The following is a 25,579-nucleotide window of genomic DNA, read 5'->3' as shown; positions in this document are numbered from 1 at the left end:
CTGCTCCTGCCCGATAATACAGCTTGCGGATATCGCCTCCCCACAGCTTGAATTCAATCCCGTTCTGTATTAACCCGATGAGCTGTGCCTGGTTTCCTGTACTTTCGCAGCAACTGGCCAGAGCATGTTGACCCAATTATTCCATTCATCAAAATCTGCCTGACATTGTCGTGCTTGAGGGATTTGCACCGTACAACCTCAGATTGCATGCCGCTGCGATACTTTTTTACTGATTGCGATCAGCAATATGTAGAGAGACGATATCATTGGCGAAATAAATTGCCAAATGAATAATATTAGTTTATATTTTCAAAATGGCAATTCGCACCTTCCATTCGCAGGCAGGTCCGCGCCCGACTTCCATCAGGAGCACACATGATGCATATCCGTATGTTGTTGGTCTTCTCGCTGTTAATCACACTAATAATCACGCTGTCTGCGTGTGATGGTGCCTGGTCCAGACCGCGCTATCAACTGATCACGGCGACCGATGGCAAGGTGTTTCGCCTGGATGCGCAAAGTGGCACGGTCCACTACGTCACACCCGAAAAAATGCTGGCGCTGAACGACGAATTACCTACCTTGCACGTAGGCGCGTATTATCAGATGAGCGACGTCAGCGGTAACGCACGTTATCTCAAGTATCTGGGAAATGCCCGCTTTGAAAAAAGTCAATTGGGAACGCAGGTAAATCGCTGACTGTGTACAGCCCGAAGCAGATATCAGGTCACACCAAACATCACGCGGTTCTATCAATATCTGGAATAATATGAAAAAATTGACACCGCAAGCCGATTGACCAGAAGCCTGCTATCGCCCTTACGACACGACTGACCATGACAGAAATTTACATCAGCACCGATGTGGAAACCGACGGCCCCATTCCAGGACCACATTCCATGCTCAGCCTGGGATCGGCTGCCTACACCGCAGACAAGCAGATGATTTCCACCTTCAGCGTCAACCTCGCCTGTCTGCCGGGTGCCACTGCCGATCCCAAAACAGCCGCCTGGTGGAAAACCCAACCGGAAGCATGGACAGCCTGCCGCCAGGATATCGAAGACCCGGCCACGGCCATGCCGCGTTATGTCAGCTGGATTAAATCCTTGCCGGGAAAACCAGTGTTCGTCGCTTATCCAGCCGGTTTCGATTTTCTGTTTGTGTACTGGTATTTGATACGCTTTGCCGGCGAAAGCCCATTCAGTCACTCGGCGCTGGACATGAAAAGCTTTGCCATGGCGGTGATGAAAACCGATTATCGCGACAGCACCAAACGCAATATGCCCAGGCACTGGTTTGATCCCATGCCACATACCCATGTCGCACTGGATGATGCAATTGAACAAGGTGCCTTATTCTGCAATATGCTGAAACAGAATCGCTACAACCCCTGACTTGTGAGGTAAGCTGAATGAGCGCGGCAGGAAAGAAAGCAGCAAGGATGTTGAAAAACTGAACAATACGGCAGAACAATAAGCACAATTTGTGTCATCAGCCGGAACGAAGAATAGGAATAAATTCCGATGAAAGTCTTTCTTGATGATGAACGCCAGACCCCGGAAGGCTGGGTGAGGGTCTATTGGCCAGACGAAGCTATCAGTCTTCTGGAAAGCGGCAAGGTTCAGATCATCAGTCTTGACCACGACCTGGGCGATGATGAACGTGGCACCGGCTATGATGTCATTACCTGGCTGGAAGAAGCCGTCATAACACGCGGTTTTATTCCGCCAGAGATACGCGTACATTCAGCCAATTCATCAGCAGGGCAGAAAATGGAAATGGGTGTACAAACTATCATGCGCCATGCCTCTGCCTGACTGCATCATGATCGCACAATGACAATATAAAGCGACATCCATCAAGGGCGTTGCGGTGTGCCCACCATTTCTGCCAACATCAAAGCACTTGGTACCTCACCCAGACCATGCAAAACAGGCAGATTGAATTCCAGTGTGTGGTTCAATATTTTTATCCGCAGTTTCCAGATGACCTTCTGTCTGTCCTTGTCCCAGGTAACGCTTGCTGGCAGGCGATCAGGCAAGTTCAGACTGATATCCAGGTAAGAAGCAGTATGTGCGAACGAAAGTATGGGCAAGGTTTCTGACCACAATATTTTGGTATCGGTATCTTCTCCCCTGCTGTCTTCGTACAGGCATTCAATACTGGTATGCGCATCGTATGACATGGATGGGGTGTGCATGCGCTGCCCCAGCGGGGTGAAAAAATGCACACGTATTCTGCAGTCAGTGACCCCGATGGCAGGCAACTGCGACATGCTCAGTGCTGTCTTGCCTACACGCCAACGCAGGTAAGCCTGATGCACCGCATAATAGGCGATCAACACACCGGCAAGAGGAAACACCAGCAATAGCCAACGCATAGCACAGCCACCACCAGATAGCGCCAGCAATACCAAAGGTAAGCTCACCATATTCCATACCACGGCAAACAGTCCCGCGGCCAGGGCACCGCTGGGCTCGGGTTTGATCAGTCCCCGCTGTGGCGAGGGATTCAACACCTGCGTCCATACCTGGTCATCAGCGGGGTTTTCTTCCATGGCAGGCGAGTGCCAGATCGCCCACAAAAACCAGCAGGCCCCCAGAGCAACGGCTGGGAAGAGGAAAGCAAAGGGAATCAGGAACAGTAAACGTTTCAGGCGAATCTGGCGATCCACCACGGCAAATTCTGGTTGTTGCGGGTCCACCCAAACATCGATGTCCTGGTTAGTGGCCTGTGCACGTTGCAATTCTGCATAACGGTCTTGCTGATAAGAGCCGATATTGTCGCTGCTGTCGCCACCGATATTGATACGGTGACTGCGAAATTCCTTGCCCTGATACTGGTAGACAAATTCGCCCAACACTTGCCAGGTCGTGCTTTCACCATCGTGTCGCTTTAATGCCAGCTTTTCTATCCTGGCGGGCACGGCGACCAGAGATGATGCTCGCCACCAGCCCATCAGCATTTTTGCCATCGGCAAGACACCGACTTCAGCACCACCAAAACCAAACCCCAAAACAAAAACCAGGGCGAAGGCACTTAATCCCAATTTAGAACTTATTGTTTTTATTTTTGTCATGCTACGCAATGTAGCAAAACACATTGTGCGGTGCAACATTACTGACTTTCCATGATGTTGGTACGCAACACCATGGAAAAACGCTGTTTTGTTACGCTGATCTAAGCCTGTTGCCCGAATTCGTCCCCCAATTCCTTGCCACGTGCGGCAGCTGCCTTGATGGCAGCCACAATGGCAGGTTTGACGCCAGCCGCTTCCATACTGGTCAGGGCGGCATAGGTGGTACCGCCTTTTGATGTCACCCTGTCACGTAATACGGCAACCGGCTCGCTGGAATGCAATGCCAGTTGGGATGCGCCATTAAATGTGGCAATCGCCAGTTGCACGCCCTGCTCGGGGCTCAGGCCCAGTTCCTGGGCTGCCTGCTGCATGGCTTCAATAAAATAGAACACGTAGGCAGGGCCACTGCCAGACACGGCAGTGACGGCATCCAGCAGGCTTTCATCATCCAGCCAGGTGGTCAGGCCCACGGCTTGCATGATCTGTTCGGCTGTCAGTTTTTCGGCTGCGCTTACGTCTGGCAAGGCATACAAGCCGGTGATACCTTTACTGATCAGGGCCGGGGTATTTGGCATGGTGCGTACGATCTTGGCATAACCATTCAGCCAGCGCGACATGTCAGCCGCACGGATGCCTGCCGCAATAGAAATCAGCAATTGATTTTTCAGGTAAGGTGTCAGTTCTGCCACGACATCACGCAGATTTTGCGGTTTGACCGCCAGAATAATCGCGTCGACACCCTGCAACCTGTCATCGATCGCCATCGCCGTGCTGACGCCAAATTCAGTCTCCATGCGGGTCAGGGACTGTTGGTTTACATCCACCACATGGATATGTTCAGCGCTGGTTAATTCGCTGATCAGGCCACCGATCAGTGCGTTGGCCATATTGCCGCCGCCAATAAAGGCGATTTTGAGTTTATTTTGCATAATTCCTGCTTCCAAAGATTGCCGTGCCTACCCGCACCATGGTACTGCCCTCTGCAATTGCCGCGTGCAGATCGCTGCTCATGCCCATGGACAGGGTGTCGAGTGCTATCCCGGCGGCCTGTATGGACTGGCTTAATTCTTTCAACTGACGAAATGCCAGTCGTTGCTGTTGCTGATCGTCACTGGCTTCAGGCACGGCCATCAAACCGCGCAAGCTCAGGCGTGGCAAGCCGGCAATCTGTTGCGCAAGGTCCAGCGCTTCCGCCGGTAACACGCCGCTCTTGCTTTCTTCGCCACTAATATTGACTTGCAGACAAATATTCAAGGCTGGCAAATGATCTGGCCTTTGTTCGGAAAGGCGTCGGGCGATTTTTTCCCTGTCGACCGAATGCACCCAGGCAAAGTGTTCGGCAATGGGCCGGGTCTTGTTGCTTTGTATAGGGCCGATAAAATGCCATTCCAGCGGCCATTGCGGTGCCATGGCCTGCACTGCCTGTATCTTGTCCAGGGCTTCCTGCAGATAATTCTCGCCAAAGCGACGTTGCCCTGCTGCTGCGGCCTGCAGCACGGCTTCGGCACCGAAAGTTTTGGAAACTGCCAGTAATTCTACCTGGCTGGGTTCACGCCCACTCTCCAGTGCATAAGCATGGATATGCGCAAGTACGGCTTGCAAGTTGTCAGAAATTGAGGACATAATCAGGGAAGCAATAATCAATCAAATTCGTTGCGGATTGCTGCCATAAACAGCTTACTATGGCGATAAGCTTATTACTATCGCCCTTAAAACAGTTTTTAAAGCTTTAAAATCAGACAACAACGCAATCAACAACGATAACCACTAGCGGAATTATAAATGGACATTTCAGAACTGCTGGCGTTCTCCGTCAAGAACAATGCCTCCGATTTACACTTATCTTCCGGTTTGCCGCCCATGATACGGGTACATGGCGACGTCAGGCGCATCAATCTGCCGCCACTGGAACATAAAGATGTCCATGAATTGATTTATGACATCATGAACGACTCGCAGCGCAAAGCCTATGAAGAAACGCTGGAGTGCGATTTTTCCTTCTCTATTCCGGGTCTGGCACGCTTCCGTGTGAATGCCTTTAACCAGGAACGTGGTCCGGCAGCGGTGATGCGTACCATTCCATCCAAGATTCTGTCACTGGAACAATTGAATGCCCCCCGCATTTTTGCTGAGCTGGCGTTAAAACCGCGCGGACTGGTGCTGGTGACAGGGCCAACCGGTTCTGGTAAATCAACAACACTGGCGGGCATGGTCAACCATCTCAATGAAAATGAGTATGGCCATATCCTGACGGTCGAAGACCCGATCGAATTCGTGCATGAATCCAAGAAATGCCTGATCAACCAGCGTGAAGTCGGTCCGCACACCATGTCTTTCAACAATGCGCTGCGTTCGGCATTGCGTGAAGATCCTGACGCCATTCTGGTGGGTGAGTTGCGTGATCTGGAAACCATACGCCTGGCATTGACTGCCGCCGAAACCGGTCACTTGGTGTTCGGTACACTGCATACCTCTTCCGCTGCAAAAACCATTGATCGTATTGTCGACGTTTTCCCGGGTGAAGAAAAAGAAATGGTGCGTTCGATGTTGTCTGAATCCCTGCAGGCCGTCATTTCACAAACCCTGCTGAAAACCAAGGATGGCTCCGGTCGTGTGGCGGCGCATGAAATCATGATAGGTACACCGGCGATCCGTAACCTGATACGTGAAGCCAAAGTGGCGCAGATGTATTCGGCCATCCAGACCGGTAGCAATGTCGGCATGCAGACGCTAGACCAAAACCTGATAGATCTGGTACGCAGAAATGTGATCTCTATCGGTGCTGCACGCTTTGCAGCTAAACTCCCGGAAAATTTCCCCGGTTAACTGATTACAGGACGGCATTCACATGGAACGCGACCAGGCTACCAAATTCATGCACGATTTGCTCAGGCTGATGCTGAGCAAAAACGGCTCTGACTTGTTTATTACTGCAGACTTCCCTCCGGCTTTCAAGATAGATGGCCGTGTCACCCCGGTGTCCAACCAGCCTTTGTCACCAGCACATACGGTCGATCTGGCACGCGCCATCATGAACGACAAACAGTCCGCAGAGTTTGAGGCGAGCAAGGAATGTAATTTCGCGATCAGCCCGGCGGGCATGGGGCGTTTCCGCGTCTCGGCCTTCATGCAACAGGGTCGTGTTGGCCTGGTATTGCGGACGATTACGACCGCCATTCCCAAGCTGGAAGACCTGGGTTTGCCAGGCAATCTCAAAGAAATCGCCATGACCAAACGCGGTCTGGTGATCATGGTAGGTGCGACCGGTTCCGGTAAATCAACTTCGCTGGCCGCCATGCTGGGATACCGGAATGCGAATAGCTATGGCCACATCATCACTATCGAAGACCCGATAGAATATGTGCATCCACATATGAACTGCATCATCACCCAGCGTGAAGTCGGGATTGATACCCAGGACTGGGGTGCTGCATTGAAGAACTCCCTGCGCCAGGCCCCGGATGTGATACAGATCGGTGAGATACGTGACCGCGAAACCATGGATTTTGCCGTTGCCTTTGCAGAAACCGGCCATCTTTGCCTGGCTACCCTGCATGCCAACAGTTCCAACCAGGCGCTGGACCGTATCATCAACTTCTTCCCGGAAGAACGTCGCGCCCAGTTGCTGATGGATTTGTCGCTAAATCTGAAGGCAGTCATTTCCCAGCGCCTGATTCCCCTGAAGGGGCGCAAGGGTCGTGCTGCGGCGGTTGAAATCATGCTCAATACACCGCTGGTGTCTGACCTGATCTTTAAAGGCCAGGTGCATGAACTCAAGGAAATCATGAAAAAATCCCGTGAGCTGGGTATGCAGACCTTCGATCAGTCGCTGTTTGACTTGCATGAAGCTGACCAGATCACGTATGAAGATGCCTTGCGCAATGCTGACTCTGTCAATGAACTGCGCCTGGCCATCATGTTACAAGGCAAGGATGCCAAAGACCGTGACCTGACTGCAGGCACCAAACATCTGGGGATAGTATGAGCGCGCTGGAATTCAATGCCAATAACCTGCAAGGTCAGCCGGTTGACCTGAAACAGTATGCAGGCAAGGTCGTACTGATCGTCAATACAGCCAGCAATTGCGGTTTTACTCCGCAATACAAGGGGCTGGAAGCCATCTACCAGCAATTCAGGGACAAGGGTGTGGAAGTGCTGGGCTTTCCCTGCAACCAGTTTGGTCATCAGGAGCCGGGTTCTGCTGGCGAGATCGGGGCATTCTGTGAAAAGAATTACGGCGTCACGTTTCCCCTGTTTGACAAGATTGATGTGAATGGTGAAAAGGCACACCCACTGTTCAAACATTTGAAATCCCAGGCACCCGGTCTGCTGGGCAGCCAATCCATCAAATGGAACTTCACCAAGTTCCTGGTTAAAAAAGATGGTAGCGTGTTCAAACGCTATGCACCACAAACTGCGCCAAAGGACTTGCTGGACGACATAGAAAAGTTGCTAGTGGAGTGATGAGAAAAGTCTCTGGATAACGTCTCAAATCACAAGCGCCCCGTCAGTATTGCTTGCCTTATCAGGTACTTTAGCCCCCAGCGATGAAAGGGGCGTATCAGTTGTATATAGACTCGCCCAAACCAATTGTGAGTCAGGCAGACCGTGGACACTACGATAGCGACGGTCTGCTCCTCTTCTACACGCACTATGGAAAGCCGGAAATCCAGATGGCTGTTGTCCCGGCCTGCAACCAATTCATCTGAACTCAGAAAAAAAATAGGCCAAGCGCCTATTTTTTCGCCCACTTTGTAATCTGATCTCCTACTCGGGTGCATAATTTCTGCCCTGTCTGCCACGGCGACTCCAAACATGGATGCCAGGTAATTACGGCTCAGGATGACTAACTTCATCCATGTTGGCCTGTGCATGAAGATCCCGTGAAATGCATCGATGACAGACAACTCGCAACGACAAAGCTCAGTTCTATAGGAGTCGCGATAATAGGCACCATGAACTACATCAGGCATCAACACACTTTGCCGTGGATGTCCGCATTCGCTAAGGAGTTCACGCTGGCTGGACATATGTCACTCAGCTTTATTGACAGCATTTGCCACACTGCCCGCTTCAGGCAAACCCTTACTTATCTCGGCGGCGTGCAATGCCAGATCAATCAGCTCCACCCAATGCCTGACAGGCGTGTCTGTCCCCGATTGCAAATGTGTCAGGCAACCTATATTCGCCGACAAAATCATCTCTGCATCCGTTGCTTCCAGACTGCGTAATTTGTTATCCCGCAATTGATAGGAAAGCTTGGGTTGCAAGACAGAATAAGTACCGGCAGAACCACAGCATAAATGGCTGTCAGCACAAAGCTGGACATCAATACCCAGCGCCGTCAGCAAGCCTTCTACCTTGCCACGTATCTGCTGCCCGTGTTGCAGGGTACAGGGTGGATGCCAGGCAATGCGCTTGCTGATTTTGCCTTGCAGACGACGCACCAGCTCATCCTGGAATGCGGGTAATATCTCGCTCAAATCCAGTGTCAGTGCAGAGACTTTCTTCGCCTTGTCGGCATATGCCGCATCGTGCGCCAGCAAATGACCGTATTCCTTGACAGTCACGCCACAGCCGGATGCGGTCATGACGATGGCTTCGGCACCCGCTTCTACATACGGCCACCAGGCATCGATATTGCGGCGCATGTCATCCAGCCCATCTTCCTGCGCATTCAGGTGATAACGTATGGCACCACAACAGCCAGCCTTGGGCGCTACCTGCAGTTGCACCCCCAGCGCATCCAGTACACGGGCTGTGGCAGCATTGATGTTGGGCGACATGGATGGCTGCACGCAACCATCCAGTAGCAGCATCTTGCGCGCATGTTCGGCCTGCGGCCATACCCCGGCTTCTTGCACTGCTGGTATCTTGTTTTGCAAGACGCGTGGCAACATGGGGCGCAGGCTTTGTCCCATTTTCATGGCGGGTGCAAACAACCATTTACGCGGTAATAACTGCTTCAAGGCAGAACGGCTGATACGCTGCAGCAAAGGGCGGCTGACTTGCTGTTCGACCACCTGACGACCAATATCCACCAGGCGACCATACTGCACCCCGGATGGACAGGTAGTTTCACAATTGCGGCAAGTCAGGCAACGATCCAGATGCTGCTGGGTCTTTTGTGTAGCAGGCTTGCCTTCCAGTACCTGCTTGATCAGGTAAATGCGGCCACGCGGTCCATCCAGTTCGTCACCCAACAGTTGATAGGTGGGACAGGTCGCTGTGCAAAATCCGCAATGCACGCATTTACGCAAAATGTCTTCGGCTTCCTTGCCTTCGCGGGTATCTTTGATGAAATCAGCGAGATTGGTTTGCATAATTGTTCAAAATCCTTTGTACATGCGACCAGGATTAAATATCCCGGCGGGATCAAATACCTGCTTCAAGCGCTGATGAATTTTTTCCAGAGGTGCGGACAAAGGGGTAAATACACCCAGGCTTTTGTCACCACCACGGAACAGGCAGGCATGCCCACCTGCAGCCAGTGCATTCAGGCGTATCAGCTCTGGCTTTTCATTGCTGTATAGCCAGCGCTGCGCCCCACCCCACTCGATCATGGATTTACCGCTCAGACGGACAGGTGTGGCGGTCGATGGCAAAGATAGCCGCCACAAGCCTTGCTCCTCATCCTGCGAGAAAAAATCATGCGTCTGTTCGCGCAGGCTGATCCAGAATTCGGCAGCGTCCTGCATCTCTTCTCCACCCAGCCGGGCTTTGGCAGCGCGCACCGCAGCCTCGGCCCCGGACAGGCGCAACATCAGGCGTCCGACCTGCCAGCAACTGCCGGAAATCGGCAAGGCCTGGCCCGCCCATTGATTCAGGCGCGTAATCGCATCCGCTTCCGACAAGGCAAACACCAGGGTGGTTTCAGCAAACGGACGCGGCAATACCTTGACCGATATGTCCAGCAGCAAACCCAGGCAGCCCATGGAACCAGTCAGCAAACGCGAGACATCATAGCCAGCGACATTCTTCATGACCTGTCCACCAAACTCCAGCACGTCTCCCTTCCCATCCATCAGGCTGGCACCCAGCACAAAATCGCGTACAGCGCCTGCGGCAGGCCGCCTGGGGCCAGACAAGCCTGCAGCGATCACACCACCCAGGGTGGCCGCAGTACCCCAATGCGGCGGTTCAAATGCCAGCATTTGGTTGTGTTCTGCCAGCGCAGCTTCAATGTCTTGCAAACGGGTACCGCTGCGTGCCGTCAGCACCAGTTCGGTCGGATCATAGGCCAGGATGCCCTGATAGGCGGTGGTGTCCAATAGTTCGCCATGCAACTCCTGCCCGTACCAGCGCTTGCTGCCGCTGCCCTGGATTTGTAGTGCCGTCTGCTGATTGCTTGCAGCAAGTATGCGCTCACGAAAATTTTCTACGATGCTTTGCATGCCATATTCCGAAATAAATTTTTGACCTTGAAACAAGCTCTAAAAGCGTGGCAAATCCGGGAACTTCACTGCCCCTTTTTTTACATGCATGCGACCATATTCTGCACAACGGTGCAGGGTAGGAATCGCCTTATCCGGATTCAGTAAAACTGCAGGATCAAAAGCCCGCTTCAATGCCAGGAAGGCGGTGATTTCTTCACTGGAAAACTGCACACACATGGAATTGATTTTTTCTATGCCTACCCCGTGTTCACCGGTGATGGTACCGCCTACCGTCACGCAAAGTTCAAGTATCTCGGCACCAAACAATTCGGCCTGATGGAATTCACCTTCCTTGTTGGCGTCAAATAAAATCAGGGGATGCAGGTTGCCGTCACCGGCATGAAACACATTCGCGCAGCGCAAGCCATATTTTTTTTCCATCTCGCCGATACCAATCAATACCCGCGCCAGATGCTTGCGCGGAATCGTACCGTCCATGCAGTAATAGTCAGGCGATATCCGGCCCGCTGCGGGGAAGGCATTCTTGCGACCAGACCAGAAACGCAGGCGCTCGGCTTCGCTGGTGGACACCGCCAGTGCGGTGGCACCGGCCTGTTCCAGCACGGCGCTCATACGTCCGATTTCTTCTTCCACTTCTTCTGTGGTGCCGTCCGATTCACATAGCAGGATAGCTTCGGCCTCGGTGTCGTAACCAGCATTCACAAAGGGCTCGACCATGCGTGATGAGGTCTTGTCCATCATCTCCAGTCCGGCGGGAATAATGCCGGCAGCGATCACGCTGGCAACCGCATTGCCGCCTTTGACGACATCATCAAACGAAGCCATGATGACGCGCGCCGTCTGCGGCTTGGGTATCAGCCTGACCGTCACTTCGGTGACGATGCCCAGCATGCCTTCCGAACCGATGAATACCGCCAGCAAATCCAGCCCCGGCGCATCCAGCGCGCCACCGCCGAGTTCAATGATGTCCCCTTCCATGGTCACGGCACGCACGGCCATCACATTGTGTACCGTCAGGCCGTATTTCAGGCAATGCACACCACCCGAATTTTCTGCCACGTTGCCGCCTATGGTGCAGGCGATCTGTGACGAAGGGTCGGGCGCATAATACAAACCATGCTTGGTAACCGCTTCGGAAATGGCCAGGTTACGCACGCCCGGTTGTACTACGGCAGTCCGTGCATAGGCATCCACCTTGAGAATGCGGTTCAGCCTGGCCGTGGACAATACCAGGCCATCGGCAATCGGCATGGCACCGCCAGACAGACCCGTGCCTGCGCCACGCGGCACGATGGCGATCTGCATTTCCCGGCAGATGTTGATGATGCTGATGACCTGGCTTTCATTCTCTGGCAGGGTCACCACCATGGGCAACTGACGATAGGCGGCCAGGCCATCACATTCATAGGGCCGGGTATCTTCTTCATCATGCAAAATACAATGCGCGGGCAGTTGCCGGCGCAAAGCCTGCACCAGCGTATGCTGGCGTGAAGATATGGCAAGTGTGTCTGCCTCCATACTGACTCCTGTTTGTGAAGACTCACTGCATCAATAGGAATGCTGTGAGCTACAGATGAGTGTAATCAGCTTTGCTGGTCTTGTGATGAATTGTTCAGTGAAATTCCCGCAAATACTTTTCATTGTGCTTTGCAGATACAGTGAAAAGAGGATGTGATTGCAAAAACAAAAAAGGACGCCGCAGCGTCCTTTTTCATACTTGCCAAAGTTCAGGCCATATCAAACAACATCAGGCAGAGAACGAAGAACCGCAGCCACAAGTGGTGGTTGCATTCGGGTTCTTGATCACAAATTGCGCGCCTTCGAGGTCGTCTTTGTAATCGATTTCTGCACCGACCAGGTATTGATAACTCATGGAATCGATCAACAGATGGACTCCGTTCTTGGTCATGGTCGTATCATCTTCATTGGTGATTTCATCAAAAGTGAAACCATACTGAAAACCTGAGCAACCACCGCCTTGCACAAACACGCGCAGTTTCAGGTCAGGGTTACCCTCTTCTTCAATCAGTTGGGCTACCTTGGCAGCGGCGCTTTCAGTAAAAACAATGGGTGCGGGCATTTCGGCAACAGCGTTCATACATTACTCCTTCAAACTAGTTACCGTCATTATAGACCCGCAAGCAAAACTATGCATTGCTCGCTGCAAGTTTCAGGACGGGTTCTTGCGCCAGGTCATGCGACAGTTTGCCGGAAACCACGGCACCGCTCAGCATTTCCAGGGTTTTATAGTGAACATCACCAGAAATTTGCGCTTTTGGTTGCAATTCCAGCAATTCTGACGAGAAAACCGGTCCATTGATGACACCATTGACAACAATATGTGCAGCACGGACTTCACCGTCTATCGTTGCCTGTTCAGAAATAACCAGCATGCTGGACGATTCCAGGTCAGAAGAAACATTGCCACGTATATGTCCGTCTATACGCAGGCCGCCTTTGAACATCAGGTCCCCCTCAATGACGGTAGTGGCGCCAATCAGGCTGTCTATGGTGCTTTTGCTTTTTCGATTAAACATTCTTGCTTCCTCTTGAGGAATTAAGCCAGAACCCGCGGCGTATGAGAAGTGCTATTTTTAGCAATTGCAGCAGTTTCTTTGCGTGGTTTATAAATTGACCGTTTGCTGAGCCCGGATCTGCCCATTTGCCAATACCCTGGCCTGCACACCTTTGACCGATGCTCCCTCTGGCAGGGAAATTGTTCCCTCCAGTCGCTGATAATGCCGGAATGATAATTTTAACTTCCCAGCGTCACCCGACTTAGGATCGGGAAACAGCATCGTAGCAGGTTTACCAGCTTGTACCAAGTTCAGGCTGAATTGCATTTCCCCGGCGAAATCCCGCCCGGTTTTACCCCCTTGCATGACCAGGGCGCGATAGCGCAGCTGTCCGGGGCTTAGTATTTCAACTTTGAAATTTTGCAGGGAAATACCTTCTGCACTGACTGCAGACGGAGTCAGGCTTTCAAAAAAAGCCAGGTCATCCTTGAGTTTCAGATTTTCTGCAGTCAGGGCCTTGACCTGGTCGGTCAATTCCTTTTGCGTGGACTTGTCGATGTTGACCTTGCTGTCTATGGTATTGGCTGACAGCGACAGCTTGTCGCGCTCGGCAGTCAATTCCTCTACCTTCTTATTCAACTGTTCGACTTGCCCTGCGCTGATCTTGCTACCGAAAGCAAAGTTTTTACCCAGGTCATACGTCCACCATGCCACTACGGCAGCAACGCCTATCACCACCCCGGCCATGGCCAACTTGGTGGTCCAGGGTTTTTCATTGGTAATGGTCATTTTCGGTGCCAGATAGCGCCGCTGAGCGTAACGTGATTTAGTCATGGTCCTGGGATGGTCAGGGATTAAGGCATGACGGGCACATGCATCAGCCCGGTAGTTTCTTCCAGCCCAAACATCAGGTTCATACACTGGACCGCCTGGCCTGAGGCGCCCTTCACCAGATTATCCTGCACCACCAGCACAATCACGGTATTGCCATTGTTTGGCCTGTGCAGTGCTAAGCGCAGCATATTCGATGCGCGGGTGGAACGGGTTTCAGGGTGCGCGCCAAATGGCATCACATCCACAAATGGCTCATCCTTGTAGGCATCTTCAAACAGGGATTGCAATTGCTCGTTGCTGGTTTCGCTATTCAAGCGCGCATACAGGGTTGAATGCATGCCACGTATCATCGGCACCAGATGCGGTGTGAACAGCAGGCCAATCGCGTCTTTGCTCATGGCTTGCAATTGTTCCACGGTCTCTGGTGTATGGCGATGGCCAGATACGCCATAGGCTTTAAAGCTATCGCTGGTTTCAGAAAACAGCAGGCCCAGCTCAGCTTTTCTGCCGGCACCCGACACGCCAGATTTACAATCAGCAATCAGATTGCCTGCATCAATAATGCCCGCCTTCAGCAGCGGATAAAAGCCCAGTTGCATGGTGGTCGGGTAGCAACCAGGGTTGCCTATCACTCGCGCCGACTTGATGGCTGCGCGATTCAATTCCGGCAAACCATACACCGCTTCTTCCAGCACATTGGTGCAGGTATGCGGGATGCCATACCATTTTTCAAATTCTGCCACATTCTTCATACGGAAGTCTGCCGCCAGGTCAATCACCTTTACGCCTGCCGCCAGTAATTCTGGTGCCTGTGCCATGGCGACGCCATGCGGGGTCGCAAAAAACACGACATCGCATTGTTTCAGGTTAGCTTTGTCCGGTGAAGTAAAAGCGATGTCCACGCGGCCACGCAAGGATGGGTACATCTCGGACACCAGCAAGCCATCTTCCTTACGCGAGGTAATGGCAGTAATCTGTGCCTGCGGATGCGATGCGAGTATCCGCAGCAACTCCACACCGGTATAACCTGTACCTCCAACAATGCCTATTTTGATCATGATCTTTTCCTTGCAAGCAATTTTGACGCTATTCTAACAGCAGAAGACTTGAACCTGATATTCAGTATAAAACTCGTTACATGTCTGACATAAGCCATGCCCAAAGCAAAAAAGCCGCCCATCCAGGCGGCTTTTTCGTTCCAGCGGGAAAAAATTAACGCTTGGAGAATTGCTTTGCGCGACGTGCTTTGCGCAGACCAACTTTTTTACGTTCAACTTCGCGAGCATCACGAGTAACGAAGCCAGCTTTGGACAATTCAGGTTTCAAAGTTGCATCGTAGTCGATCAGGGCACGAGTGATACCGTGACGAACAGCACCGGATTGGCCGGACTCGCCGCCGCCGTGAACGTTAACCATAATGTCGAATGTTTCGAGATTATTAGTCAGTTCCAGAGGTTGACGAATGACCATCAGGCCAGTTTCACGAGAGAAATACTCATTAGCTGGTTTGCCGTTGACAACGATTTTGCCGCTGCCGGATTTCAGGAATACGCGAGCAACTGCGCTCTTGCGACGGCCAGTTCCGTAGTTGTAATTACCGATCATGGCTAATCCTTAGATGTCGAGTACTTGTGGTTGCTGAGCTGCGTGCGGATGTGTTGCATCTGCATAGACTTTCAGCTTCTTGATCATTGCATAACCGAGTGGGCCTTTAGGCAGCATGCCTTTAACAGCTTTCTCGAGTGCACGACCTGGAAAACGCTCTTGCATTTTCTGGAAATTTGTTTCATAGATACCGCCTGGATAACCAGTGTGACGGTAGTATGTTTTGTTCAGAGCTTTAGTACCAGTCACGCGCAGTTTGCCTGCGTTAACAACAACGATAAAATCGCCTGTGTCTACGTGTGGTGTAAATTCTGGTTTATGCTTGCCGCGTAAACGGAGTGCCACTTCGCTGGCAACACGTCCGAGTACTTTATCTGTCGCGTCAATCACGAACCAGTCGCGCTGAACCTCATGGCCCTTAGCGGAAAAGGTTTTCATGTTGAATCCTAATAAAAGTTAAAAACGCCCTGAATATTCTGTGTTTTTGGTGGTTCTGCTACTAATTTCAGCAGACTCGTCCTTATCACTTCTCGCCTGGGGCGATCAGGGAGTCGGAAATTATAGTATTTTCAAAGACTTAGTGCAAGGATTGTTTAATTTTTGTGCAGATGCCTTTATAAAAAGGCAAAAAAAAACCCGAAGACTAGCTTCGGGTTGAATCCACCAAAGGAGTAGGTGGAGGAGACAATTGCTTGGCAGTTAAGGGCAAGAAGCATTAACTAACCGATGAGTCAATAATAGGACAAGAAATTGTGCGCTGCAAGGTAATTTACCGTTTTGGTGCACAAAGTCAGAATTTTGCTCGTTAGGCTACAATCTGTAACAAGTGTAATTTCTAGGAGGAAAAATGGAAGCAACTGTACGCTGGACAGGTTTGTCCGGCATGTCTTTTCTGGCAGAGACCGGCTCGGGTCATGCCGTGTTGATGGATGGCGCACCCGATGGCGGTGGTCGTAACCTGGCACCAAGGCCGATGGAAATGGTGCTATTGGGTACAGGCGGCTGTAGCGCCTATGACGTCGTACTGATATTGCGTAAAAGCAAGCAGGACATCCGTGGCTGTGAGGTCAGGCTGACAGCAGAACGTGCCGACACTGAACCCAAGGTCTTCACCAAGATCAACTTTCACTTTATTGTGCGGGGCCGTCAGTTGAAACCGAATCTGGTGGAGCGTGCCATCAAGCTGTCGCATGAGAAATACTGTTCGGCATCCATCATGCTGGAAAAAACGGCAGAAATGACGCACAGCTTCGAGATTATTGAAGACCTCGATCTGCCTTCGGAGCATCAGTCAGCAGACTGATTTGAACAGGCTGAAATCACGCTGGCACCATTATTTGCAGGGTGGGATGGGATGCCAGCGGATTGAATGAAGGCTGGAATGCGCTTTACACTTAAAAAATGGAATGAAACCAGTTTTTTTGTTTCACATACTGAAAGTGTAAAAATTTGTGATATCTTACAGAGACTCGACTACCTACTTCAGTTGCCTGTTATTCGTGAAGAAACTGAGGTTAAAGAGACGTTATTCTGGATCGGAGGTGGCTTTCTCCCTGTATGGGATGGAGTGCTTGCACAGATGCTAATAAGGTCGATCAGTTTTGCGTTGGAACACAGTCGCGGGGCACGGTTTCGTGTCGATTATGCAACTCCAACGTATCAAGAAGTTCTAATGAGTGCACTAGAACGGTCAAATTAAGACCATTCTAACGAACAAATTGGAAACGGTGTAATAAAGTTAATTAAAAGGTGATTCAAATGGCAAATTTGATTGAACTTCCACTGAAAAATGGTCTGATCGAGTATTTGAATGCGATAGATTCAAGCGCAATTATGTTGGAATCTCACAAAAATGACCCTGTCAGTACCATGGCTAATTTTGGTTTGAACCATGTAGAGCAAGTCGCCTTATTGTCTGGCAACAGGGTCGTCGTTGCCACGGTAGTAGGCATTTCCGCTCAGGACGCGTCTCCACTGGATACCATAGAAATTAATCCGTTTCCTTGACAAGGGATTCCGGTAACTTTAACGCTTGGTGTCGCTAAAGTTGTGAACGTCTATCCTGTACGAAATACACTCCCCCAAGAATCTGTGTCAGCGGATCTATCCTGGCGGCATTTCCGGATTTTGCGGGGTTTCTGACCGCGGTATATCCGGCCTGCCAAAAATAGTTGTGTAGGTCGGATAAAACGAGCAATACATCACCACCGTCAGCACCAGCGATACCGGTATCATCACCAGCAAGCCTATGGCGACCTGCCCCACGACGGCAGCCGTTATCATGCCCAATAAAGTCGGCCCAAAAACGCCGATCAACAGCCATGCCAGTCCATACACAGTAAATGCCAGACCGGTACGCTGGACTGCGAAGAAACTGTAAAACACGGCTTTGCCCACCGACATTCTGCCCCAGGTGATCAGGGGCGCTGCAAACCAGAATGCCATCATGGCGGGAAGATAAGCCAGACCTGCTACCAGCATACCCAAAAACAGCTTGCCCTTGGGTAGGGTTTCGGGGTCTTCCGGCGTCATTGCAAAAATGAAATTCAAGAATATACCGTCATCCGCCAGGCTGGACAGACCGATCGCCGACATTGCCGCCAGCACATACAGCACACCCAGGCTCAACAGGCGCAACAATCCTTCGGACCGGAATCCCGTCAACAGCAGATTGGGATACACCCGCTTATCATCCTCGATTTGACTACATGCCTGCATGAAACTCATGGCAAATACTGGCACCAGCATCAAGGGCAGGAACCGTCCGGCAAAAGGAATGAACCCTATCACCAGGCTTAAAAACATGTAGGCAAAAAACAGTGTCAGCATTTCAGCTGGCTGTTTGCCAAACAGCGTGAAACCTTGTTTCACCCATCCCCATCCGGATGCGGCATCAACTGCATTCATCATTGACTCGGCAAAGGGGACACGCTGGCGGACTCTCTTAAACGAAGTATGCGTTCAAAATGACCAGGATCATGCGGCGTCAGCATTTCTGCGTCCCGTGGTTGGTAAAAGTCATATAGGCGCGACAGCCAGAAACGCAGTGCTGCTGCACGTAACATAGGCTGCCAGGCAATACCTTCTTCCTGCGTGAACGGCCTTACTGCATGATAGGCGTTCAACAGCGCCAGCACACGCTTTTCATCCAATACACCGGTGGCCACATCAATACACCAGTCATTGACCGTCACTGCCACATCAAATATCCAGGTGTCACAACCGGCAAAATAAAAATCAAAGAAGCCCGTCAGGCGCTCACCGTCAAACATCACATTGTTGCGGAACAGGTCGGCATGAATCGGGCCACGCGGCAAGGCGCGATAGATGGCTGTGCTGTCAAAGGCATCCTGGAAATGCACTTCGGCACGCAACAGATGCTGCAATTCATCAGACAGGAAAGGCAAGACCTTGGGCGTAGTTTCATGCCACCAGTCCAGCGAACGTAAATTGGGCTGCTGTATGCTGAAATCCTGTCCTGCCAGATGCATACGCGCCAGCATGCTGCCGACTTCTGCGCAGTGTTGTGGCTGCGGCTCCATCTGCGAGCGGCCTTCGAGTTTGCTGACGATCGCTGCGGGCTTGCCATGCAGTGCCACCACCAGTTCGCCCTGATCATTGGCAATCGGTGCCGGCACCAATACGCCATGGTCAGCCAGGTGACGCATCAACTTCAAATAAAACGGTAGTTGTTCGAAATTCAGATTTTCAAAAATCGTCAGGACAAACTCACCCGCTTCAGTAGTGATGAAGAAATTGCTGTTTTCAATTCCTGAAGCGATACCCTTGATGCCCAGCACTTTGCCAAGCGGGTATTGTTTCATCCAGGGGCCAAGGTCTTCCAGACTTACCGGTGTAAAAACTGCCATGTTATTTAAAATGAAGGACGAATAAAAATTTATTTGCTAACCGCAGAACTGGCAGGAGCCGGCTTGGCCGGTGCTGCTGGTGGCAGCACATCAGGTGGATTGCCTTCCTTGGCTTCTTTCTTGCCACCAAATTCCAGGATGGTCCATTGCGCCGCCCGGTTCGAGTCCCCCTGGACGGTTCCCTTGGGCGCATTACCGTATTCAGGGTTGGCCTTCACGGTATAGTTGCTATTGCCAGCCTTGACCTGGGCTTCAGTGACTTTACCGCCATTACTGCGTTTTTCTACTACTTTGTTTTTTGGTTCAGGCTTGGCGACAGTCACGCCTGGCTCATTGCTGATTTCTTCGAGTTTTTCCAGTTTCGGTGGTACCGGGTCCACTTTGGGTGGCGTTTGTGCCATCGCAGCCACACTCACCAGTAAGGCAGCCAGGTTGGCCAACGCGCCAGTGACGATGTTCGATGTTGTTTTCATGATACAGCCCTGTTCAACTAAGTATATGGACATTGTAACAAACCCGGCATGGACTGACAGAAATATCGGCCACGGGTCTGTATCAATGCATCAAAGCGGTGATTGCCAGCATCCTGGCAACGCAGAAAAAAGAGGCGCTGTCTCAAAAGACAGCGCCTCTTTTAGTATCAGTACCAGTCAGGTCGCAACCCGACTGACAAGGATATTAGAACTGGTGACGTATACCGAATGTCAATTCTTTTACGTCAGCGCCTTTAACTGCTGCGCCCACTTTTTGGGAATTGGCATCTTGTGATGTGCTAGCGAAAGCAGCATACAGGTCAGTACGCTTGGAGAATGTGTACTGATAACCGACAGCGAATTGCTTGGCATCGCCAACTGTGTCCGTTGTAGCAGCAGACAGACGTGTGGAATCTTTGATTTTGGAGTAAGTAGCCAGAACTTTGTTTGTTGCATCAAAAGGAACTGTTACACCCAAAGTGAAGATCTTTTGATCAACAGCCAGAGCAGCGTCATCGCTCACTTTTTGATAGATCAAAACTGGTTTCGCTACGCCGAAGTCGTAGGAAGCAGCCAGTGTATTACCTTTACGTGCATTGACTGGGCCACCAACTGCAGCTTGACCATTGTCTTTGACGAAAGAGTAACCAACGTCCAGACCATTGGCTGTATAACGCAGGTTCAGACCCAGGGAACGGCCAGCAGAATTGTCGCCAGCGGCTTCGCCGAAGCCATATTGACCAACAGCAGAGAAACCGTTCAGGTTGCCTGGTGTGTAGTAATAGATTGCATTGCTTGCGCGACCTGTGGAGTTGGCATTAGCACCAGCAACGGTTGCAGAGCCACCGATGAAGTACAGGTTGGACAAACCACTGCCGTTGTTGATGAAGCCGGATGCAAACGGATCAAAGTTGTCGAAGAATTTGAAAGTTGGAGTCTTGTCACGGCCCAGATCTACTGTACCGAAATCGCCAGACAGGCCAACTGTGGAGCGACGGCCAAATGTACGGCCTTGTGCAGAGCTACCATCATCAACGTTCAGACCCATTTCCAGAACGAAGTTGGCTTTCAGGCCGCCACCGAGGTCTTCAGTACCTTTGAAGCCCAGACGGGAACCGTTTTCCTGACCACTCTGGAGTTTGTTGAAACGGCCAGCAACTGTACCGTTATCCAGACTTTGGAAGCCAGCGTCAACAATACCGTAGACAGTAACGGAAGATTGAGCAAACGCTGCACCGGAGAAAGCACTCATCAGAGCAAGTGCAAGGAAGGATTTTTTCATTATCTAGTTTCCAAAAATGAATGTTAAGTTTTCACCAATTGATTTCAAGCACGGTAAAAACAGAATTACAGGTGTTTTACAGCCTTGAATCGGTAAGAGATCCAACGACAAGCGGCACGATACCTGCGAAAAGTGACAACTTGATGAATTCGGCGTGTCTAAAAGGCTACACTCTATATAAGTCCGCTTTAAAAGAACACGATGGATATCTTATTTGCATATGCAAAAAAAATTGAAGTAAATCTCATGTAAATCAAATGTTACAGGATGAAATTTAACAATTTGCTGCAAAGCACCAATTATATATGGTCAGTAAAAGATATTTCAAGTAACTGACTCGAAATTTATTTATTACTTACTCAATCAATACTATTTTGCATTTATTCTACCGTTTCCCATGCATTCTGGTTTTGTGCGGTCATGGCACGCCAATAGGCACGTCCCGTGTACCACATCACGGCTGCAATTGTGGTGCATCCCAACTGCCCCAGTGCCAGCGTCAGCACTGAATGATCCAGTGCCGGGGCCACAACACCGGCAATCACAGCTCCCAGCATAGTCACTGTCGCTGATTGGCAGGAAGCGACTATGCCCCTTATATTAGGAAATAGATCCAAAACTAGCAAGGTTGCACCGGGTGCGACCAAAGACATGCCAAAAGTATAAAAAAACAAAGGCGTTACAGACCACAGCAATACGGGGGCTGAAAAAAAATGGAAGACGACGTTGAATACCGCCGCCCCCAGCAGGAAGCAAAAACCGATGCTGACCTGTTTCCAGACCGTCATTTTTCCAGCCAGGCGGTTGGCTGCCAGGGCACCAAAAAAAATACCTCCTACCGACGGTACGAACTGCCAGCCAAACTGGTCTGGTCCCAGATGCAAATGCTGGGTGATAAACGCGGGCGCGGCAGACACATACAAAAACAGACCGGCAAAATTAAAGGCAATAGTACCTGCCTTCAAATGGAATAGCGGTGATTTGAAGACTTTTTTATAACTTTCCCACAGAAATTCTGCACTAAAAGGCTGTCTCTTGTCTAGCGGCAGCGATTCCGGCAGGTATTTGTAGCTGGCCCACCACAATACAATGGTGTAGCCGAACAATAATAGAAAAATGGCGCGCCAACTCGCAAAACTGACTACCCAGCCGCCCAAAATAGGGGCGATTGCGGGGGCGATCGAAAAAATCATGGTCACCAGGGACAACAGGCGCTCTGCCGGCGCGCCCGCATACAAATCCCGTATGATGGCTCGCCCGACCACCATGCCGGCACCGGCTGACACGCCCTGCAGAATACGAAAACCCCACAGATAATGAATGCTGTGTACGGAAGCGCAGCCAAAACTGGCCACCGCAAAGACCGCCAGTGCCACCAGAATCACGTTACGTCGGCCAAAGGCATCAGACAATGCCCCATGCCATAAGGTCATGACGGCAAACGACAGCATATAAGCCGTCAGGGTTTGCTGTACCTCCAGCGCGCTGGCGTGCAGGGTTGCCTGAATATTCGGGAATGCCGGTAAATAGGTGTCAATCGAAAACGGGCCCAACATGGCCAGGGCAGCCAATAAGGTCGCCAGGCCAGCATTACTGACTTTGGTAGTAGAAGACATGTTTACTATTCAGGTTACACGCCACACAGGCAACAAACCCGCGTGGTCGTCTTGGGTACTGCATGAATGGATTTATATTCCGCCCATGCACAGGTACTTCATTTCCAGGTATTCATCCATGCCATATTTGGAACCTTCACGCCCCAGGCCGGATTGTTTGACGCCGCCAAACGGTGCCACTTCGTTCGAGATCAGGCCGGTATTGATACCGACCATGCCATATTCAAGTTTTTCAGCAACCCGCCAGACGCGCCCTATGTCACGTGAATAAAAATACGAGGCCAGGCCAAAATCCGTGTTGTTGGCAGCAGCAACGGCTTCCTCTTCAGTCTTGAACTTGACCACGGCAGCCACCGGACCAAAGGTTTCTTCATTCATGATCAACATGCCAGATGTGACATTCGACAGCACCGTTGGTTCATAAAAAAGTTTCCCGGCTTCAAGCAATTTACCACCAGCCTGCAAACTGGCCCCTTGCTTCAGGGCGTCGGCGACATGTTCTTCGACCTTGGCTATGGCCTGCGCATCGATCATTGGCCCCTGGTTGATGCCAGTCGCAAAGCCATCACCGACCTTGATTTTCTTGGCACCGGCTGCCAGTTTTTCTACAAAGGCATCATAAATCGATTCGTGCGCATAAAACCGGTTGGTACAGACACAGGTCTGGCCAGAATTGCGGAATTTCGACTGCAATGCGCCTTCCACTGCGGCATCCAGGTCTGCATCTTCAAACACGATAAACGGGGCATGCCCACCCAGCTCCAGTGCCATTTTTTTCACTGTCTGTGCCGACTGCCGCATCAGGATACGACCAACCGGTGTTGAACCGGTGAAGGACAAATGACGTACCACAGGGCTGTCACACAAAACCTTGCCGACAGCGATGGATTGTTCAGAATCAGCCGTGATGATATTGATGATACCTGCTGGTATGCCAGCTCTGTGCGCCAGTTCAGCCATCGCCAGGGCCGACAGGGGTGTCTGTTCTGCAGGTTTAATGACGATGGAACAACCGGCCGCAACGGCAGGTGCCACCTTGCGCGTAATCATGGCGATAGGGAAGTTCCACGGCGTGATGGAAGCACAGACACCAATCGGCTGCTTCAATACCACCATGCGCTTGTCGCTCCAGGTCGATGCCATGACGTCGCCGGATACCCGTTTGGCTTCTTCGGCAAACCATTCTATGAAACTGGCACCGTAGATGACTTCACCCTTGGCTTCAGCCAAAGGCTTGCCCTGCTCTGCGGTCATGATGGCGGCAAGGTCATCGGCATTCTCTATCATCAGGTCAAACCATTTGCGCATCAGATTGGCACGCTCTTTACCGGTTTTTGCAGCCCACAGCGGGAAGGCAACTTGTGCAGCCTTGATGGCGATTTCAGTATGGCTGGCATCCAGATTCGGCACCGTACCCAATATTGCCAATGTGGAAGGGTTATTCACTTCAAACTTGGCTGAACCTGTGACCCACTCACCATTGATATAGGCGCGGTCACGCAATAAGGATGGATCTTTCAAATTCAATTGCTTTGCTATTGCTTCTTGTGACATCAGAGTATCTCCACTTTTTGCAAACGACAGGAATACCTGTAAGCCTAAAGCAAAACGGCCAGGTCTGCTGAGGCCTGGCCGTTTTGTAACGACATGATGAAAATTATTCAGCGATATCTTTGGGCTTGGCTTCTTCCCTGCGATTAAAGCCGGCCACCATATCAAAGCGGAACAAACGGCATTCCAGCGCGCCGTTATAGAACGGCGTCTTGCGCGATTCTTTCAGGCGCAACATTTTCGGCAAGCTCAAATCAGCAGTAAACAGGAACACGCTCCAACCAGCAAAACGCTGCTTCAGCGTGGTACTGAAAGCACTGAAGAAATCTTTGGCCATATCATCATCTTCCATCGTGCTGTCGCCGCGCACACCGATACGTTCGCCGTAAGGTGGATTGGTCAGCAAAACACCCGGCGCGGTCGTCGGTGCCTTGATTTCCTGCGCCTCTATCTGCTTCAGTGGCACGTCAAAACGGATACCAGCCTTGTTCAGGTTATTGCGCGTCATGACGATCATGTCACCGGAAATATCACTGCCAAAAATAGTTGGCTCGGTTGGCAAAGGATGTGGCTTGGCGCTGGCCTTGATCTGTGCCCAGGCATCGGCATCAAACTGATGCATTTTCTCGAACGCAAATTCACGCTTCAGGCCTGGTGGAATACCTGCCAGGATTTGCGCTGCTTCAATCAGAATGGTACCGGACCCGCACATAGGGTCAAACAAGGGGGTGCCCGGTTTCCAGCCAGCGGTACGCAACAAACCTGCTGCCAGGTTTTCACGCAAGGGCGCATCACCGGTTTCCAGTCGCCAGCCGCGTTTGAACAATGGTTCGCCTGAGATATCCAGGTAAATCGTGAAATTGCGCGCATCCAGAAAACCGACGATGCGCATGTCCGGGTTCTTGGTGTTGACCGATGGACGCTGGGTGAACTGGTCGCGGAAACGGTCGCAGATCGCATCCTTGATTTTAAGCGTGGCAAAATCCAGACTCTTCAAAGGCGACTTCACTGCCGTGACATCAACCCGTATCGTGTGGTGGTAGCCAAACCAGTCTTCCCATGGCTGATCCAGCACCAGGTCATAAATATCATTTTCATTGGCATAGCCGGAATGCGCCATGCGCATCAGCACGCGTGAAGCAATGCGTGAATGCAGGTTGATACGCCAGCCATCATGCAGACTGCCTGAACAGTGCACACCGCCAGGCACCTGATTGTGCACAGACATGGTTTTATCCATGGCTGCAATTTCACCCAGCTCTTCAGCCAGGGCTATTTCCAGGCCACGTGGGCATGGACAAAAATAAGAATAACGCGTCATAGGAGTGCCCTTTATCCGTTAAAAAACAATGGTGAA

29 protein-coding genes are annotated in these 25,579 nt (G+C 51.2%); 9 read left to right on the top strand and 20 right to left on the bottom strand.

Features of this window, described 5'->3' with window-relative positions:
- Nucleotides 1–378: 378 nt before the first annotated feature.
- The 3 genes from ACO0K9_RS06780 to ACO0K9_RS06770 all read left to right on the top strand — a co-directional run bounded on the left by ACO0K9_RS06780 (nt 379) and on the right by ACO0K9_RS06770 (nt 1,817).
- On the top strand, nt 379–699 hold the full coding sequence (locus tag ACO0K9_RS06780; protein WP_422983101.1) for a hypothetical protein: 321 nt from the start codon (nt 379–381) through the stop codon (nt 697–699).
- Between the two features lie 113 nt (nt 700–812).
- Complete coding sequence (locus tag ACO0K9_RS06775) at nt 813–1,394, top strand: exonuclease (protein WP_422983181.1); 582 nt, start codon at nt 813–815, stop codon at nt 1,392–1,394.
- A gap of 129 nt (nt 1,395–1,523) precedes the next feature.
- The gene (locus ACO0K9_RS06770) at nt 1,524–1,817 is read left to right on the top strand and encodes a cyclic-phosphate processing receiver domain-containing protein (protein WP_422983099.1); all 294 of its coding nucleotides are present in this window, start codon (nt 1,524–1,526) and stop codon (nt 1,815–1,817) included.
- A 41-nt stretch (nt 1,818–1,858) separates the two neighbouring features.
- Here ACO0K9_RS06770 and ACO0K9_RS06765 read toward each other — a convergent pair whose 3' ends face one another.
- The 3 genes from ACO0K9_RS06765 to ACO0K9_RS06755 all read right to left on the bottom strand — a co-directional run bounded on the left by ACO0K9_RS06765 (nt 1,859) and on the right by ACO0K9_RS06755 (nt 4,702).
- Nucleotides 1,859–3,079 (bottom strand): DUF3592 domain-containing protein, encoded by a 1,221-nt coding sequence (locus ACO0K9_RS06765; RefSeq protein ID WP_422983097.1) that lies wholly within the window; start codon nt 3,077–3,079, stop codon nt 1,859–1,861.
- Nucleotides 3,080–3,180: 101 nt separating this feature from the next.
- Nucleotides 3,181–4,008 (bottom strand): pyrroline-5-carboxylate reductase, encoded by an 828-nt coding sequence (gene proC / locus ACO0K9_RS06760; protein WP_422983095.1) that lies wholly within the window; start codon nt 4,006–4,008, stop codon nt 3,181–3,183.
- A complete protein-coding gene (locus tag ACO0K9_RS06755; protein WP_422983093.1) occupies nt 3,998–4,702 on the bottom strand; it encodes a YggS family pyridoxal phosphate-dependent enzyme in 705 nt (234 codons plus the stop codon). Before ACO0K9_RS06755 ends, proC begins: the two co-directional genes overlap by 11 nt.
- A gap of 159 nt (nt 4,703–4,861) precedes the next feature.
- Between ACO0K9_RS06755 and ACO0K9_RS06750 the strand changes: the two genes are divergently transcribed.
- The 3 genes from ACO0K9_RS06750 to ACO0K9_RS06740 are packed head-to-tail and all read left to right on the top strand — an operon-like array spanning nt 4,862 to nt 7,543.
- Entirely contained in the window at nt 4,862–5,905 is a 1,044-nt protein-coding gene (locus ACO0K9_RS06750; protein WP_422983091.1) for a type IV pilus twitching motility protein PilT, read from the top strand.
- A gap of 22 nt (nt 5,906–5,927) precedes the next feature.
- Nucleotides 5,928–7,064, top strand: a complete 1,137-nt coding sequence (locus ACO0K9_RS06745; protein WP_422983089.1) for a PilT/PilU family type 4a pilus ATPase — start codon at nt 5,928–5,930, stop codon at nt 7,062–7,064.
- Nucleotides 7,061–7,543, top strand: coding sequence for a glutathione peroxidase (locus tag ACO0K9_RS06740; protein WP_422983087.1), 483 nt, complete (start codon nt 7,061–7,063; stop codon nt 7,541–7,543). The genes ACO0K9_RS06745 and ACO0K9_RS06740 overlap by 4 nt, the downstream gene beginning before the upstream one ends.
- A 29-nt stretch (nt 7,544–7,572) precedes the next feature.
- Here the strand turns inward: ACO0K9_RS06740 and ACO0K9_RS06735 are convergent, their stop codons facing one another.
- The 10 genes from ACO0K9_RS06735 to rplM all read right to left on the bottom strand — a co-directional run bounded on the left by ACO0K9_RS06735 (nt 7,573) and on the right by rplM (nt 15,869).
- Nucleotides 7,573–8,109 carry a DUF2867 domain-containing protein gene (locus ACO0K9_RS06735; protein WP_422983085.1) on the bottom strand — a complete coding sequence of 179 codons (537 nt, stop codon included), beginning with the start codon at nt 8,107–8,109 and terminating at the stop codon, nt 7,573–7,575.
- Nucleotides 8,110–8,112: 3 nt separating this feature from the next.
- A complete protein-coding gene (glcF, locus tag ACO0K9_RS06730) occupies nt 8,113–9,402 on the bottom strand; it encodes a glycolate oxidase subunit GlcF (RefSeq protein WP_422983083.1) in 1,290 nt (429 codons plus the stop codon).
- A 6-nt stretch (nt 9,403–9,408) separates the two neighbouring features.
- Complete coding sequence (gene glcE / locus ACO0K9_RS06725) at nt 9,409–10,473, bottom strand: glycolate oxidase subunit GlcE (RefSeq protein ID WP_422983081.1); 1,065 nt, start codon at nt 10,471–10,473, stop codon at nt 9,409–9,411.
- A gap of 39 nt (nt 10,474–10,512) precedes the next feature.
- Complete coding sequence (locus tag ACO0K9_RS06720; protein WP_422983079.1) at nt 10,513–11,994, bottom strand: FAD-linked oxidase C-terminal domain-containing protein; 1,482 nt, start codon at nt 11,992–11,994, stop codon at nt 10,513–10,515.
- Nucleotides 11,995–12,223: 229 nt separating this feature from the next.
- Nucleotides 12,224–12,574, bottom strand: a complete 351-nt coding sequence (gene erpA, locus ACO0K9_RS06715) for an iron-sulfur cluster insertion protein ErpA (RefSeq protein ID WP_110255173.1) — start codon at nt 12,572–12,574, stop codon at nt 12,224–12,226.
- A gap of 49 nt (nt 12,575–12,623) precedes the next feature.
- The gene (locus ACO0K9_RS06710) at nt 12,624–13,013 is read right to left on the bottom strand and encodes a bactofilin family protein (protein WP_422983077.1); all 390 of its coding nucleotides are present in this window, start codon (nt 13,011–13,013) and stop codon (nt 12,624–12,626) included.
- 87 nt (nt 13,014–13,100) lie between these two features.
- A complete protein-coding gene (locus ACO0K9_RS06705) occupies nt 13,101–13,826 on the bottom strand; it encodes a DUF6776 family protein (RefSeq protein WP_422983075.1) in 726 nt (241 codons plus the stop codon).
- A 20-nt stretch (nt 13,827–13,846) separates the two neighbouring features.
- Complete coding sequence (gene argC, locus ACO0K9_RS06700; RefSeq protein ID WP_422983073.1) at nt 13,847–14,884, bottom strand: N-acetyl-gamma-glutamyl-phosphate reductase; 1,038 nt, start codon at nt 14,882–14,884, stop codon at nt 13,847–13,849.
- Nucleotides 14,885–15,038: 154 nt separating this feature from the next.
- Nucleotides 15,039–15,431 (bottom strand): 30S ribosomal protein S9, encoded by a 393-nt coding sequence (gene rpsI, locus ACO0K9_RS06695; RefSeq protein WP_422983071.1) that lies wholly within the window; start codon nt 15,429–15,431, stop codon nt 15,039–15,041.
- 9 nt (nt 15,432–15,440) lie between these two features.
- Entirely contained in the window at nt 15,441–15,869 is a 429-nt protein-coding gene (rplM, locus tag ACO0K9_RS06690) for a 50S ribosomal protein L13 (RefSeq protein ID WP_110255178.1), read from the bottom strand.
- A 409-nt stretch (nt 15,870–16,278) separates the two neighbouring features.
- On the opposite strand from rplM, the gene ACO0K9_RS06685 reads away from it, so the two are divergent.
- From ACO0K9_RS06685 to ACO0K9_RS06675, 3 genes are all read left to right on the top strand, one after another.
- Nucleotides 16,279–16,734 carry an OsmC family protein gene (locus ACO0K9_RS06685; RefSeq protein WP_422983069.1) on the top strand — a complete coding sequence of 152 codons (456 nt, stop codon included), beginning with the start codon at nt 16,279–16,281 and terminating at the stop codon, nt 16,732–16,734.
- A 78-nt stretch (nt 16,735–16,812) separates the two neighbouring features.
- On the top strand, nt 16,813–17,130 hold the full coding sequence (locus ACO0K9_RS06680; RefSeq protein WP_422983067.1) for a hypothetical protein: 318 nt from the start codon (nt 16,813–16,815) through the stop codon (nt 17,128–17,130).
- Nucleotides 17,131–17,189: 59 nt separating this feature from the next.
- Nucleotides 17,190–17,438: a hypothetical protein gene (locus ACO0K9_RS06675; protein WP_422983065.1), complete on the top strand. Its 249-nt coding sequence runs from the start codon at nt 17,190–17,192 to the stop codon at nt 17,436–17,438.
- Between the two features lie 96 nt (nt 17,439–17,534).
- Here ACO0K9_RS06675 and ACO0K9_RS06670 read toward each other — a convergent pair whose 3' ends face one another.
- From ACO0K9_RS06670 to ACO0K9_RS06640, 7 genes are all read right to left on the bottom strand, one after another.
- Complete coding sequence (locus ACO0K9_RS06670) at nt 17,535–18,338, bottom strand: BPSS1780 family membrane protein (protein WP_422983063.1); 804 nt, start codon at nt 18,336–18,338, stop codon at nt 17,535–17,537.
- Nucleotides 18,338–19,300 (bottom strand): homoserine kinase, encoded by a 963-nt coding sequence (locus ACO0K9_RS06665; protein WP_422983061.1) that lies wholly within the window; start codon nt 19,298–19,300, stop codon nt 18,338–18,340. The genes ACO0K9_RS06670 and ACO0K9_RS06665 overlap by 1 nt, the downstream gene beginning before the upstream one ends.
- 29 nt (nt 19,301–19,329) lie before the next feature.
- Nucleotides 19,330–19,773 carry a hypothetical protein gene (locus tag ACO0K9_RS06660; protein WP_422983059.1) on the bottom strand — a complete coding sequence of 148 codons (444 nt, stop codon included), beginning with the start codon at nt 19,771–19,773 and terminating at the stop codon, nt 19,330–19,332.
- 205 nt (nt 19,774–19,978) lie between these two features.
- A complete protein-coding gene (locus ACO0K9_RS06655) occupies nt 19,979–21,055 on the bottom strand; it encodes a porin (RefSeq protein ID WP_422983057.1) in 1,077 nt (358 codons plus the stop codon).
- Nucleotides 21,056–21,435: 380 nt separating this feature from the next.
- The gene (locus tag ACO0K9_RS06650) at nt 21,436–22,671 is read right to left on the bottom strand and encodes a multidrug effflux MFS transporter (protein WP_422983055.1); all 1,236 of its coding nucleotides are present in this window, start codon (nt 22,669–22,671) and stop codon (nt 21,436–21,438) included.
- A gap of 72 nt (nt 22,672–22,743) precedes the next feature.
- Entirely contained in the window at nt 22,744–24,225 is a 1,482-nt protein-coding gene (locus ACO0K9_RS06645) for an NAD-dependent succinate-semialdehyde dehydrogenase (RefSeq protein WP_422983053.1), read from the bottom strand.
- A gap of 103 nt (nt 24,226–24,328) precedes the next feature.
- Nucleotides 24,329–25,543 (bottom strand): THUMP domain-containing class I SAM-dependent RNA methyltransferase, encoded by a 1,215-nt coding sequence (locus tag ACO0K9_RS06640; RefSeq protein WP_422983051.1) that lies wholly within the window; start codon nt 25,541–25,543, stop codon nt 24,329–24,331.
- Between the last annotated feature and the right edge of the window lie 36 nt (nt 25,544–25,579).

It is taken from the genome of Undibacterium sp. Ji50W (assembly GCF_049340445.1).
In the GTDB taxonomy this organism is placed as follows: Bacteria; Pseudomonadota; Gammaproteobacteria; order Burkholderiales; family Burkholderiaceae_D; genus Undibacterium.
The sequence above is the reverse complement of the archived record's forward strand: the minus strand, read 5'-3'. Positions and strand labels throughout refer to the sequence as shown.